Source organism: Actinomadura gamaensis, assembly GCF_042652125.1.
Classification (GTDB): Bacteria; Actinomycetota; Actinomycetes; order Streptosporangiales; family Streptosporangiaceae; genus Spirillospora; species Spirillospora gamaensis.
Genome location: NZ_JBHSIT010000003.1, coordinates 362,066 through 373,743 on the forward strand (window position 1 = coordinate 362,066; position 11,678 = coordinate 373,743).

The 11,678-nt window shown below is 75.2% G+C and carries 10 protein-coding genes; 7 read left to right on the plus strand and 3 right to left on the minus strand.

Annotated features, from left to right (window positions below; all coding sequences use genetic code 11):
* Positions 1 to 251 precede the first annotated feature (251 nt).
* Positions 252 to 1,025 (minus strand): GntR family transcriptional regulator, encoded by a 774-nt coding sequence (locus ACFPCY_RS12050; protein ID WP_378254346.1) that lies wholly within the window; start codon positions 1,023 to 1,025, stop codon positions 252 to 254.
* A 145-nt stretch (positions 1,026 to 1,170) separates the two neighbouring features.
* Here ACFPCY_RS12050 and ACFPCY_RS12055 point away from each other — a divergent pair, with 145 nt between their 5' ends.
* From ACFPCY_RS12055 to ACFPCY_RS12080, 6 genes are all read left to right on the plus strand, one after another.
* Positions 1,171 to 2,061, plus strand: coding sequence for a sugar phosphate isomerase/epimerase family protein (locus ACFPCY_RS12055; protein WP_378254348.1), 891 nt, complete (start codon positions 1,171 to 1,173; stop codon positions 2,059 to 2,061).
* 116 nt (positions 2,062 to 2,177) lie between these two features.
* Positions 2,178 to 3,125 (plus strand): 5-dehydro-2-deoxygluconokinase, encoded by a 948-nt coding sequence (iolC, locus tag ACFPCY_RS12060; RefSeq protein WP_465251223.1) that lies wholly within the window; start codon positions 2,178 to 2,180, stop codon positions 3,123 to 3,125.
* Positions 3,122 to 4,045, plus strand: coding sequence for a Cgl0159 family (beta/alpha)8-fold protein (locus ACFPCY_RS12065; RefSeq protein ID WP_378254349.1), 924 nt, complete (start codon positions 3,122 to 3,124; stop codon positions 4,043 to 4,045). Before iolC ends, ACFPCY_RS12065 begins: the two co-directional genes overlap by 4 nt.
* Positions 4,042 to 4,935, plus strand: coding sequence for a 5-deoxy-glucuronate isomerase (gene iolB, locus ACFPCY_RS12070; RefSeq protein ID WP_378254351.1), 894 nt, complete (start codon positions 4,042 to 4,044; stop codon positions 4,933 to 4,935). Before ACFPCY_RS12065 ends, iolB begins: the two co-directional genes overlap by 4 nt.
* Entirely contained in the window at positions 4,932 to 6,794 is a 1,863-nt protein-coding gene (gene iolD / locus ACFPCY_RS12075; RefSeq protein WP_378254352.1) for a 3D-(3,5/4)-trihydroxycyclohexane-1,2-dione acylhydrolase (decyclizing), read from the plus strand. The genes iolB and iolD overlap by 4 nt, the downstream gene beginning before the upstream one ends.
* A gap of 20 nt (positions 6,795 to 6,814) precedes the next feature.
* Positions 6,815 to 8,296 (plus strand): CoA-acylating methylmalonate-semialdehyde dehydrogenase, encoded by a 1,482-nt coding sequence (locus ACFPCY_RS12080; RefSeq protein WP_378254354.1) that lies wholly within the window; start codon positions 6,815 to 6,817, stop codon positions 8,294 to 8,296.
* A gap of 39 nt (positions 8,297 to 8,335) precedes the next feature.
* Here ACFPCY_RS12080 and ACFPCY_RS12085 read toward each other — a convergent pair whose 3' ends face one another.
* Entirely contained in the window at positions 8,336 to 8,938 is a 603-nt protein-coding gene (locus ACFPCY_RS12085) for a DUF4126 domain-containing protein (RefSeq protein ID WP_378254356.1), read from the minus strand.
* Between the two features lie 459 nt (positions 8,939 to 9,397).
* On the opposite strand from ACFPCY_RS12085, the gene ACFPCY_RS12090 reads away from it, so the two are divergent.
* The gene (locus ACFPCY_RS12090) at positions 9,398 to 10,366 is read left to right on the plus strand and encodes an SGNH/GDSL hydrolase family protein (RefSeq protein WP_378254358.1); all 969 of its coding nucleotides are present in this window, start codon (positions 9,398 to 9,400) and stop codon (positions 10,364 to 10,366) included.
* A gap of 153 nt (positions 10,367 to 10,519) precedes the next feature.
* On the opposite strand, the gene ACFPCY_RS12095 is transcribed toward ACFPCY_RS12090, so the two are convergent.
* The gene (locus tag ACFPCY_RS12095) at positions 10,520 to 11,671 is read right to left on the minus strand and encodes an NAD(P)H-dependent flavin oxidoreductase (protein ID WP_378254360.1); all 1,152 of its coding nucleotides are present in this window, start codon (positions 11,669 to 11,671) and stop codon (positions 10,520 to 10,522) included.
* Positions 11,672 to 11,678: the final 7 nt, after the last annotated feature.

Here is an 11,678-nt window from a genome sequence, read left to right on the forward strand (position 1 = left end):
CGCAGAGGTCCGCCGCGCGTCCGGCGGCCCGCCGTCGGCTCGTTCGCCGTGCGGCCGGCACTCGGTCGGTCGCTGTCTGCCCGGCCCTCGGACGTCCGGTGCGCGACCAGCGGCCCGGACGCTGGCATCCGCCGTGCGTCTGGTGGGCACGTGACCCGGATGGTCACCGTCCGCCCGGCGGGACTGTCGCCCGCATGGACGCCGTGTGTCCGGGGTGCGCCGCAGGAGCGGACGTCCGTGCGGGGCGGGGGTCAGCGTTCGACCAGGGTGAGGGCGAAGGAGTAGCGGCTGGCGCGGTAGACGTGCGAGCCGTACTCGATGGCGCGTCCCTTGTCGTCGTAGGCGGTGCGGGTCATGGTGAGGAGCGGGACGCCGCGCCGCTCGTCCAGCGCCTGGGCCTCGGCGGCGGTCGCGCCGCGCGCGCCGATCGTCTGGTTGGCGATGCGCAGGTTGATGCCGGCGGCGCGGAGCAGCTCGTACAGGCCGTGCTCGGCGAGGTCGGCGGCGGTCGGCTCCAGCAGCCCGCCGGGCAGGTAGTTGGTGAGCAGGGCCAGCGGCTCGGCGCCGGTGTAGCGCAGCCGCCGCAGCTTGGTCACCTCCGTGCCCGGCGGCACTCCCAGCTCCTTGGCGACCTGGTCGGGGGCCTCGGCGGAGGCGAGCTCCAGGACCTCGGTGCGCGGCTCCCCGCCCGCGGCGGCCAGGTCGTCGTAGAGGCTGGTCAGCTCGACCGAGCGGCGCACCTGCGCCTGCACGACCTGCGTCCCGACGCCGCGCTTGCGGACGAGCAGCCCCTTGTCCACCAGGTGCTGGATCGCCTGCCGGACGGTCGGCCGCGACAGCCCGCACCGGTCGGCGAGCTGGACCTCGTTCTCCAGCCGCTCGCCCGGGGTGAGGTTCCCGTCCCGGATGGCGGCCTCCAGCTGCTGGGCCACCTGGAAGTACAGCGGGACCGGGCTGTTGCGGTCCACGGACAGGACGGGACGGTTCACCGATCGAGGCCTCTCGGGAGCGGGACGGGGCTTCATGGTACCGCCGCGCGGCGATTAGCTTATTACCTCATAATGTCATGACAAACTATTGACAAGGCTTCGAGAGGTCATCGAGACTCTCGGCGTGCCGGTCTGCGGCCGGCCCGCCTGCCGAACGCCTCGTGGGAGTTGGTGTGATCCGATGATCAATGATCGTGTCGCGGGAGCCCCGATCTCGTGGGGGGTGTGCGAGGTGCCCGGCTGGGGGCACCAGCTCGACCCCGGACGGGTCCTGGCGGAGATGCGCGACCTCGGGCTGGCCGCGACCGAGTTCGGTCCGGCCGGGTTCCTGCCCGACGCGCCCGCCGAGCGGGCGGAGCTGCTGGCCCGCCACGGGCTGCGTCCGGTGGGCGGGTTCGTCCCGGTCGTCCTGCACGACCCCGACCGCGACCCGCTGCCGGAGGTCGCCGCCGCCCTCGCCGCCTTCGCCGGGGACGATGTGGAACGCTCCAGTGACGGTCTGGTGCTCGTCCTCGCCGCGGCGACCGGCCTGGACGGCTACGACGAGCGCCCCCTGCTCGACGCGACCGGCTGGCTGACGCTGCTCGCCAACCTCGACCGGATCGCCGCGCACGCCGCGGACGCCGGCGTCCGCGCCGTCCTGCACCCGCACGTGGGGACGATGGTGGAGCGCCCCGGGGAGGTCCAACGCGTGCTCGACGGCACGTCCATTGGGCTCTGCCTCGACAGCGGGCACCTGCTCATCGGCGGGACCGACCCCGTCGGGCTCGCCGCCCGCCGGCCCGACCGCATCGCGCACGTCCACCTCAAGGACGTGGACGCGGCGCTCGCCGAACGCGTGCGCAGCGGCGGCCTCACCTACACCGAAGCCGTCCGCGACGGGCTCTACCGCCCGCTCGGCAAGGGCGACGTGGACGTCGCCGAACTGGTCGCCTCGCTGGAGGCCGCCGGGTACGACGGCTGGTACGTGCTCGAACAGGACACGGTGCTGACCGGCGCCCCCGCCCCCGGCGCGGGCCCGATCGACGACGTGCGCGCCTGCCTCGACTTCCTCGCCGGGATCGACGCGTGACCCCGCCGTCCCACCCCGAGGGCGTGAGCCCGGCGGCCGCGTCCGGCCGCGTGACCTCGGCGGCCGCGTCTGAGGACGCGGCCCCGCCGTCCACATCCGGGGACGGGCCGTTCGACGTGGTCACGATGGGACGCGTCGGAGTCGATCTGTACCCGCTCCAGTCCGGCGTCGGCCTGGAGGACGTCGAGTCGTTCGGCAAGTTCCTCGGCGGCAGCCCGACGAACGTCGCGGTGGCCGCCGCGCGGTACGGGCGCCGCGCCGCCGTCGTGACCCGCACCGGCGCGGACCCGTTCGGACGGTACGTCCGCCGCGCCCTCGCCGAGTACGGGGTGGACGCCCGGTTCGTCGCCGACGTCCCCGGCCTGCCGACGCCCGTCACGTTCTGCGAGCTGTTCCCCCCGGACGACTTCCCGCTGTACTTCTACCGCTTCCCCAAGGCCCCCGACCTGGAGATCCGCGCGGACGAGCTGGACCTCGACGCGCTCGCCTCCGCCCGCGTCCTCTGGACGACGGTCACCGGCCTGTGCCAGGAGCCGTCCCGGTCGGCGACGCTCGCCGCGATGCGCTCCCGTCCGCGCGACGCGCTCACCGTCCTGGACCTCGACTACCGGCCGATGTTCTGGGAGGACGAGGCGGAGGCGACGCGTCAGGCGAAGGAGGCGCTGCGGCACGCGACCGTGGCGGTCGGCAACCTCGCCGAGTGCGCCGTGGCCGCCGGTGACCTGGCGGCCCGAGACGACGCGCACCGCGCCGCGAAGGCGCTGCTGGACGCGGGCGTCCGGCTCGCGGTCGTCAAGCGCGGCCCCGGCGGAGTCTTGGCCGCCTCGGCGGACGGTGCGATCGTCGAAGGCGCGCCCGTCCCGGTGGACGTCGTGAACGGCCTCGGCGCGGGCGACGCGTTCGGCGGCGCGCTGTGCCACGGCCTGCTCGCCGGCTGGGAGCTCGGCCGGACGGTCGCGTTCGCCAACGCGGCGGGCGCGCACGTCGCGGCGCGGCTGCCCTGCGCGGCGGCGATGCCGTCCGAGGACGAGGTGGAGGCACTGCTGGAAGGGGTGCGGGCATGACCGTGGAGACGACCGGCCCCGCCGCCGGGTCCCGGGCCGGGCGGATGGCGGAGCTGACCGAGACCCGGGCGCGGCGCCCCGGAGCGGTCGCCGAGCGCGCCGCCCGGCGCGTCCGGCGGGCCTCGCTGCTCGGCCCGACCGGCCGGCTCATGCTGGTGGCCGCCGACCATCCGGCGCGGGGCGCGCTCGCGGCGGGCGGCGACCCGCTCGCCATGGCCGACCGCGGCGAGCTGCTCGACCGGCTCTGCACCGCGCTCGACCGGCCCGGCGTGGACGGCGTCCTCGGCACCCCCGACGTGCTGGAGGACCTGCTGCTGCTCGGCGCCCTGGACGGCAAGGTCGTGATCGGCTCGATGAACCGCGGCGGCCTGGCCGGCTCGGCGTTCGAGATCGACGACCGGTTCACCGCCTACGATCCGGACGCGCTCGCCGCCGCCGGGTTCGACGGCGGCAAGATGCTGCTGCGCGTCGATCCGGACGACCCGGCGACCGCGGGCGCGCTGGAGCGCTGCGCGGGCGCGGTGTCCGGCCTCGCCGGGCACGGCCTGATGGCCATGGTCGAGCCGTTCGTCTCGCACCGGGTGGACGGCCGGGTGCGCAACGAGCTGACGCCGGAGGCGATGATCCGCGCCGTCGCGATCGCCGCCGGGCTCGGCGCGACGTCCGCGCACACCTGGCTGAAGGTGCCGGTCGTCCCGGACATGGAGCGCGTGATGGCGGCCTCGACGCTGCCCGCCCTGCTGCTCGGCGGGGAGGTGCCGGCCGACCCCGGCGGAGCGCTCGCCGGGTGGCGGCGGGCGCTCCGGCTGCCGACCGTGATGGGGCTGGTCGCCGGGCGCACCCTGCTGTACCCCGCGGACGGCGACGTCGCGGGCGCCGTGGACGCCGCCGTCGAGGCCCTCGCCGAGGAGGCACCGTGACGTACCTGCCCGCCGGGAGCGCCGCCCGCGCCCCCTACACCGTGGAGATCACCCCGGAGTCCGCCGGCTGGGCCCACAGCGCGCTGCGCGTGCTCGACCTGCCGCCCGGCGGCGAGCACACCTTCGACACCGGCGAGTTCGAGACGCTCGTGCTGCCGCTGTCCGGCGGCTGCACGGTCTCCTGCGATGACGAGACGTACGAGGTCGAGGGCCGGACGAGCGTGTTCGCCCGCGTCACCGACTTCGTCTACGCGCCGCGCTCGGCGCGGGTGACCGTCGCCAGCGAGCGCGGCGGGCGCTTCGCGCTGCCCGCCGCCCGGTGCGAGCGGCGGCTCGCGCCCCGGTACGTCCCGGCGGAGGACGTCCCGGTCGAGCTGCGCGGCGCGGGCCGGGCGAGCCGCCAGGTCAACAACTTCTGCACGCCGGAGGCGTTCCCGCACGCGGACAGGCTGATCGCCTGCGAGGTGCTGACGCCCGGCGGCAACTGGTCGTCCTTCCCGCCGCACAAGCACGACGAGGACACCCCGACCGAGAGCGTCCTGGAGGAGATCTACTACTTCGAGGTCGCGGGCGAGGCGGGCATGGGCTACCAGCGCGTCTACGGCGCCACCGACGTGCTCGCCGAGGTCCGGTCCGGGGACGCGGTGCTGATCCCGCGCGGCTGGCACGGGCCGTCCATGGCGGTGCCGGGCTACGACCTGTACTACCTGAACGTGATGGCCGGGCCGTCCGCCGAGCGCGCCTGGCTGATCTGCGACGACCCCGCGCACGCCTGGGTGCGCGGCACCTGGGCGGACGAGGAGACCGACCCGCGCCTCCCCATGACCTCCGCCGACCCCTCTCCGAACGAGCTCATCTCCCACCCCGAATCCGAGCGGAGCACATCGTGACCTCGACCCTCCGCCTGACCACCGGCCAGGCGATCGTGAAGTTCCTGGCCGCCCAGTGGTCCGAGCGGGACGGCGCGGAACGCCCGTTCTTCGCCGGCTGCTTCGGCATCTTCGGGCACGGCAACGTCGCCGGGCTCGGGCAGGCGCTGCTCGAGCACGCGGGGGAGCTGCCCTACCACATGGCCCGCAACGAGCAGTCGATGGTGCACGTCGCCGCCGGGTACGCGCGGGCCGCCGACCGGCTGGCGACCTACGCCTGCACGACCTCCATCGGCCCGGGCGCGACCAACCTCGTCACGGGCGCGGCCCTCGCGACCGTGAACCGGCTGCCCGTCCTGCTGCTGCCCGGCGACGTGTTCGCCACGCGCCGCGCCAACCCCGTCCTGCAGGAGCTGGAGGATCCGCGCTCCTACGACGTGTCGGTCAACGACTGCCTGAGGCCGGTGTCCCGGTACTGGGACCGGATCAACCGTCCCGAGCAGCTCGTCCCGTCCCTGCTGGCGGCGATGCGCGTGCTCACCGACCCGGCCGAGACGGGCGCGGTCACGCTCGCGCTTCCGCAGGACGTCCAGGCCGAGGCGTACGACTGGCCCGAGGAGCTGTTCGCCCGCCGGGTCTGGCGGGTGCCCCGGCCGGTGCCCGAGCCCGCCGCGCTGGACCGCGCCGCCGAGGTGCTGCGCGCCGCCGAGCGTCCGCTGATCGTCGCGGGCGGCGGGACGATCTACTCCGGCGCGACCGACGCCCTGCGCGAGCTGGCCGAGCGCACCTGCGTCCCGGTCGCCGAGACGCAGGCGGGCAAGGGCTCGCTGCCCTGGGACCATCCGCAGGCCGTGGGCGCGGTCGGCGCGACGGGCACGACGGCCGCCAACGAGCTGGCCCGCGAGGCGGACGTCGTGGTCGGCGTCGGCACCCGCTACAGCGACTTCACGACCGCCTCGCACAGCCTGTTCGCCCGGCCCGGCGTCCGGTTCGTGAACCTGAACGTGGCGTCCTTCGACGCGGCCAAGCTCAGCGCCGTCCCGCTCGTCGCCGACGCCCGCGAGGGACTGCGCGCGCTCACCCGCGCCCTGGACGGCTGGACGGTCCCGGACGCCTACCGCGAGGAGACCCGCGACCTCACCGCCCGCTGGAACGCCGAGGTCGACCGCGCCTACGCCGTCACCGGCCGGACGCCGCCGACCCAGGCGGAGATCCTCGGCGTCGTCAACGCCGAGTCCGGCCCGCGCGACGTGGTGGTGTGCGCCGCCGGGTCGATGCCGGGCGACCTGCACCGGCTCTGGCGGCCCCGCGACCCCAAGGGCTACCACGTCGAGTACGGCTACTCCTGCATGGGCTACGAGATCGCGGGCGGCCTCGGGGTGAAGCTCGCCGACCCGTCCCGCGAGGTGTTCGTCCTGGTCGGGGACGGTTCGTACCTGATGATGGCGCAGGAGATCAGCACCGCCGTCGCCGAGGGCGTCAAGCTCGTGGTCGTCCTCGTCCAGAACCACGGCTTCGCCTCCATCGGCAACCTGTCGGAGTCGGTCGGCGCGGGCCGCTTCGGCACCCGGCACCGCGTCCGCACCGAGACCGGCCTGGACGGCGCGGTGCTCCCGGTGGACCTCGCCGCCAACGCCGAGAGCCTCGGCGCGGACGTGCTGCGCGCCAAGGGGGCCGAGGACTTCCGCGCGGCCCTGCGCGCCGCGGTCGCCTCGCCCCGCACGACCGTCGTGCACGTCGAGACCGACCCCCTCGCGGGCGCGCCGGGCGGCGACGCCTGGTGGGACGTCCCGGTGGCCGAGGTGTCCGGCCTGGACGAGACCCGGCAGGCCCGCGCCCGCTACGACAAGGACAAGCGGGCCCAGCGCCGCTACCTGTGACCCGGAAGGAACCCTGCTTCATGCGCTCCATCGAGCACTGGATCGACGGCGCCCGCACCGGCGGCGGACCCACCCTGCCCGTCGAGGACCCGGCCACCGGCCGCCCGGTCGGGGAGGTGGCGCTCGGCCGCCGCGCCGAGGTGGACGCCGCCGTCGCCGCCGCCGCGCGCGCCGCGGCGGCCTGGGCGGAGGTGTCGGTCACCCGCCGCGCCCGGATCATGTTCGCCTTCCGCGACCTGCTGGACCGGCACGCCGACGAGCTGGCCCGCCTGGTGACCCAGGAGCACGGCAAGGTCCTGGACGACGCGCGCGGCGAGATCGTCCGCGGCCGGGAGGTCGTCGAGTTCGCCTGCGGCATCCCGCGCGAGCTCCAGGGCGACTACTCCGACCAGGTGTCGTCCGGCGTGGACGCCTACGCCTTCCGGCAGCCGCTGGGGGTGTGCGCCGGGATCGTCCCGTTCAACTTCCCCGTCATGGTGCCGCTGTGGATGCACCCGATCGCGATCGCGTGCGGCAACGCCTTCGTGCTCAAGCCGAGCGAGCGCGTCCCGTCCGCGTCGAACCTGATCGCCGAGCTGTACGCCGAGGCGGGGCTGCCGGACGGGGTGTTCAACGTCGTCCACGGCGACCGCGAGACCGCCGACGCGCTGCTCACCCACCCGGACGTCGCGGCGGTGTCGTTCGTGGGCTCCACGCCGGTCGCCCGGCACGTCCACCGGACGGCGAGCGAGGCGGGCAAGCGCGTGCAGGCGCTCGGCGGGGCCAAGAACCACGCCGTCGTGCTGCCCGACGCCGACCTCGACCACGCCGCCGACCAGATCACCGCCGCCGCCTACGGCTCCGCCGGGCAGCGGTGCATGGCGATCTCGGCCGTCGTCGCGGTCGGCGCCGCCGCCGACCCGCTGGTGGCCCGCCTGGCCGACCGGGCACGCGCGGTGAAGGTCGGCCCCGGCGCGGAGCCCGGCAGCGAGATGGGCCCGCTGATCGGCCGGGACGCGCTCCACCGGGTGACCGGCCACGTCGAGCGGGCCGAGCGCGACGGCGCGCTCCTGGTCGTGGACGGCCGCGGCCTGCCCGGCCCCGGCCACTTCCTCGGCCCGTGCCTGCTGGACCGGGTGACCCCGGCGATGGCCGCGCACCGCGAGGAGATCTTCGGCCCGGTCCTGGTCGTGCTCCGCGTGGACACCCTGGACGAGGCGATCGCGCTGGTCAACGCCGTCCCGTACGGCAACGGCACGGCGGTCTTCACCTCGTCGGGCGCGGCGGCCCGCCGCTACCAGCGCGAGGCGCGCGTCGGGATGGTCGGCGTGAACGTGCCGATCCCGGTCCCGATGGCGTTCTACTCCTTCGGCGGCTGGAAGGACTCGCTGTTCGGCGACACGCACGTCCACGGCTCGGAGGGGGTGCGCTTCTACACCCGCGCCAAGGCGGTGACGAGCCGCTGGCCCGACCGGCCCACCCTGGAGCCCGCCGCGGCGATGGCCTTCCCCACCGCCGACTGACCCGCCCCGCCCGCGTCCCTGCTGCGGACGCGGGCGGGGCTAGACGGCGGCGGTGGCCCGGCGCCGCCGTCGCCGTCGCCGGCGGCGGGCCAGCCGGACCAGCCGGAGCGCGGCGAAGGCGAACAGCACGATCGCGATCAGCCCGATGACCGGGGCGAGGACGGCGAGCAGGCTCATGGCGAGCGCCATGACGTCCTCGACGACGCTGACCACGGGCGCGCCGGTGCCGAGCGTGCCGGCGTTCACCACGGGACGGACGCTCGCCTTCGCGCCGTGCACGAGGAAGGCGACCGCGATGCCGAGCACCCAGCCGATCCACGGGTGGTCGTGCATGAACGTGGACGAGTCGGCGCGCGCGGCGGCGTCGGTGGCGGCGAAGACCGCGCCGCCGGACGCGGGCCGGACGAGCGTCTGCACGGCGTCGTTCACGGTGTCCACCAGGGGCACCTTGTCGAGGATGATCTCGGTGCCGAGCAGCAGCGCGATCCCGGTCAGCACCCATCCGTTCGTCAGCCACCCGAACGCGCCCGGCAGGTGCAGGACGTCGGTGTAGCGGGCGAGCAGCCCCACCAGCAGCAGCGGGATGTAGGCGTTCAGCCCCGCCGCCGTGGACAGGCCGAGCCCCGTCAGTATCGCCAGCATCGTCCGCCGATCGCCGGCATCATGCGCGTCGCTTGCGCCGTGCGCGTCGCTTGCACCGTGCGCGTCGCTTGCACCGTGCGCGTCGCTTGCGTCGTGCGCGTCGCTTGCGTCGTGCGCGTCGTCCGCGTCGTTCGCATCGTTCGCCCCCGTGAGTGTTCGATGGCCCGGACGAGCGCGGTGCGCGGGCCGGGCCCGGCCGTTCGCGGCCGTCCCCCGGATCAGATGTTCCCCGGCGCGCGTCCGGTTCTACCTGCGGGTTCGCGGCGGTCCCGGGCCGGGGAGGGGATTTATCAGGTCTACTATGTAAAGGTGGGAACCCGGGGCGACCTCCGATCGTCAATACGGTCGGGACGAGGGACAGGGAGGACGATGGCGGGGCCGGGGACATGGCCGGCACGGGCGCGAGCCCGTCTCGGTGATCGGGGCCTCGCCGTCGCCCTCCTTCTCGTACTGCTCGCGGTGGCGATCGTCCCGCTCGTGGCGCTGCCCGCCGTCCGCTGCGAGGCGTTCGGCGCGGGCTGCCGCGCGCCGCTTCCGGGCATCCAGGCCCACGCCGCCGCGCATGACGGGGGCCGCCCGCTCAGCCCGGCCGAGGCAGCGACGCGCGGGTCCTACGTCGCGCTCGGCGACTCCTACTCCGCGGGCGTCGGCGCCGAGGCCACGCTGGCCGACTCCAACCCGCTGAGCGGGTGCCACCGCACGTCGAAGGCGTACTACCACACGGTCGCCAAGACCTTCCGGTTCGCCGGCGGCAGCTCGTTCTGGGCCTGCTCCGGGGCGACCACCGCCGACGTCCGCAAGGGCCGGTACGGGGAGCCGTCCCAGCTCAACCGGGTGGACGGCAACACCAGCCTGGTCACGATCAGCGTGGGCGGCAACGACATCGGGTTCTCCAAGATCATGGCGGGCTGCGTGGTGAAGCTGCCGTGGTCCAAGGGCTGCGAGAAGCAGGGCGGCGAGATCGCCGACCGGATGGCCGGGCTCCGCGAGAGCCTGCCCGAGCTGGTCGCCCAGATCACCGCCCGCGCGCCGCGCGCCCGGGTGATCATGATGGGCTACCCGCGGCCGTTCTCGGAGATCTCGGCGAACCGCGGCGACAACCTCACGCTCGACGACCAGCGCTGGCTGAACGGCCGCGCCCGCGACCTGAACGAGCTGATCCGGCAGACCGTGACGGAGGCCGACCAGCACCTCGCGGCCGTCCACGCGCAGGGCAGCGTCGAGTTCGTGGACGCCTACAGCGCGTTCTCCGGGCACGAGGCGGGCAGCTCGGACCCGTACATGAACGGCCTGTCGCTCGACCTGGGCGCCCTCGCCGCCGAGCCGCGCAGCTACCACCCGACCGTCAAGGGCCAGGAGGCCCTGGCCAAGCTGTTCGTCGACCAGATCAACAGGGGCCCCGGCCGCACGCTCAACCAGTTCGCCTGACCGGCGCGTCCCGGCTCCGGCGGACCGCGGCTCCGGCGGGCCCCGGCCCTAGCGGATCCCGCTCCCGGCACGTCCCGGCCTTCGCGCGCCCCGGCCCGGCGGACCCGCGGCCCGGCGGACCCGCGGCCCGGCGGACCCGCCGCCCGGCGGGGGTCAGTCGCCGGTGGCGGTGACGCGGTCGAGGCGCTCGACGGCCTCGGCGAACTCCTCGATCATGTCGTAGACCACCTGCCGCGCGGGCTTGACGGTGTTCATCAGCCCGACGCACTGGCCCACGAAGTAGTTCGCGAGCTCGCGCGCCCCCTCGTTGCCGGTCTCGGCGACCTTGGTGATCTGCCGCATCGCGCCCTCGGCGATGATCATCTGGAGCGGCATGCCGAGCGGGCCGGGGCCGGCGTCCGACTCCCACTCGTCCGTCCAGGCCGAGCGGAGCTGGCGGGCGGGCTTGCCGGTGCGCGACCGGGACCGGACGGTGTCGCGGGACGTCGCGGCGAGCAGCTTGGCCTTCACGGCGGGGGACGTCTCGGCCTCCTCGGTGGTGAGCCAGACCGAGCCGCACCAGACCCCGGACGCGCCGAGCGCGAGCGCCGCCGCCATCTGCCGTCCGGTGGCGATGCCGCCCGCGGCGAGCACGGGCAGCGGCGCGACGGCGTCCACGACCTCGGGGACGAGCACCATGGTGGAGACCTCGCCGGTGTGGCCGCCCGCCTCGCCGCCCTGGGCGACGATGAGGTCCACCCCGGCGGCGACCTGGCGGCGGGCGTGCTCGACGGTGCCGACGAGCGCGGCGACCGGGATCCCGGCGGCCTTGGCGCGCTCGACCATGAGCGGGGGCGGGGTGCCGAGCGCGCTGGCGATGAGCCCGATCGGGTGGGCGAGCGCGACGTCGATCAGTTCGGTCGCGCCGCGCGTGGTGACCTGGGTTCCGCCGCGTCCGCCCGCGCGCTTGGCGGCCTCGAAGTCGGGCAGCGGGACGCCGTACTTCTCGAACAGCCCGAACAGGAACTCCCAGTGCTCCTTGGGGACGGCCGCGAGCATGGTGTCGAGGCCGCCGTCGCCGCGGGCGGCGCGCTCGGCGGACTCGTCGATCTTCGCGGGGACGAGCACGTCGACGCCGTAGGGACGGCCGCCGACGTGGTCGTCGATCCAGCGCAGCTCCTCCTCCAGCCGTCCGGGGGAGTAGGCGACCGCGCCGAGGACGCCGAACCCGCCGGCGTTGGTGACGGCGGCGACCACGTCGCGGCAGTGGGAGAAGGCGAAGAGGGGGAACTCGATGCCGAGCAGCTCGCAGACGTCGGTGCGCATGGCGCCG

Bases quoted from the DNA above. Each gene is read 5' to 3' on its own strand.
- ACFPCY_RS12055 (WP_378254348.1), top strand. From the start codon at position 1,171: ATGATCAATGATCGTGTCGCGGGAGCCCCGATCTCGTGGGGGGTGTGC.
- ACFPCY_RS12085 (WP_378254356.1), bottom strand. From the start codon at position 8,938: ATGCTGGCGATACTGACGGGGCTCGGCCTGTCCACGGCGGCGGGGCTG.
- ACFPCY_RS12065 (WP_378254349.1), top strand. From the start codon at position 3,122: ATGACCGTGGAGACGACCGGCCCCGCCGCCGGGTCCCGGGCCGGGCGG.
- ACFPCY_RS12080 (WP_378254354.1), top strand. From the start codon at position 6,815: ATGCGCTCCATCGAGCACTGGATCGACGGCGCCCGCACCGGCGGCGGA.
- ACFPCY_RS12095 (WP_378254360.1), bottom strand. From the start codon at position 11,671: ATGCGCACCGACGTCTGCGAGCTGCTCGGCATCGAGTTCCCCCTCTTC.
- ACFPCY_RS12050 (WP_378254346.1), bottom strand. From the start codon at position 1,025: ATGAAGCCCCGTCCCGCTCCCGAGAGGCCTCGATCGGTGAACCGTCCC.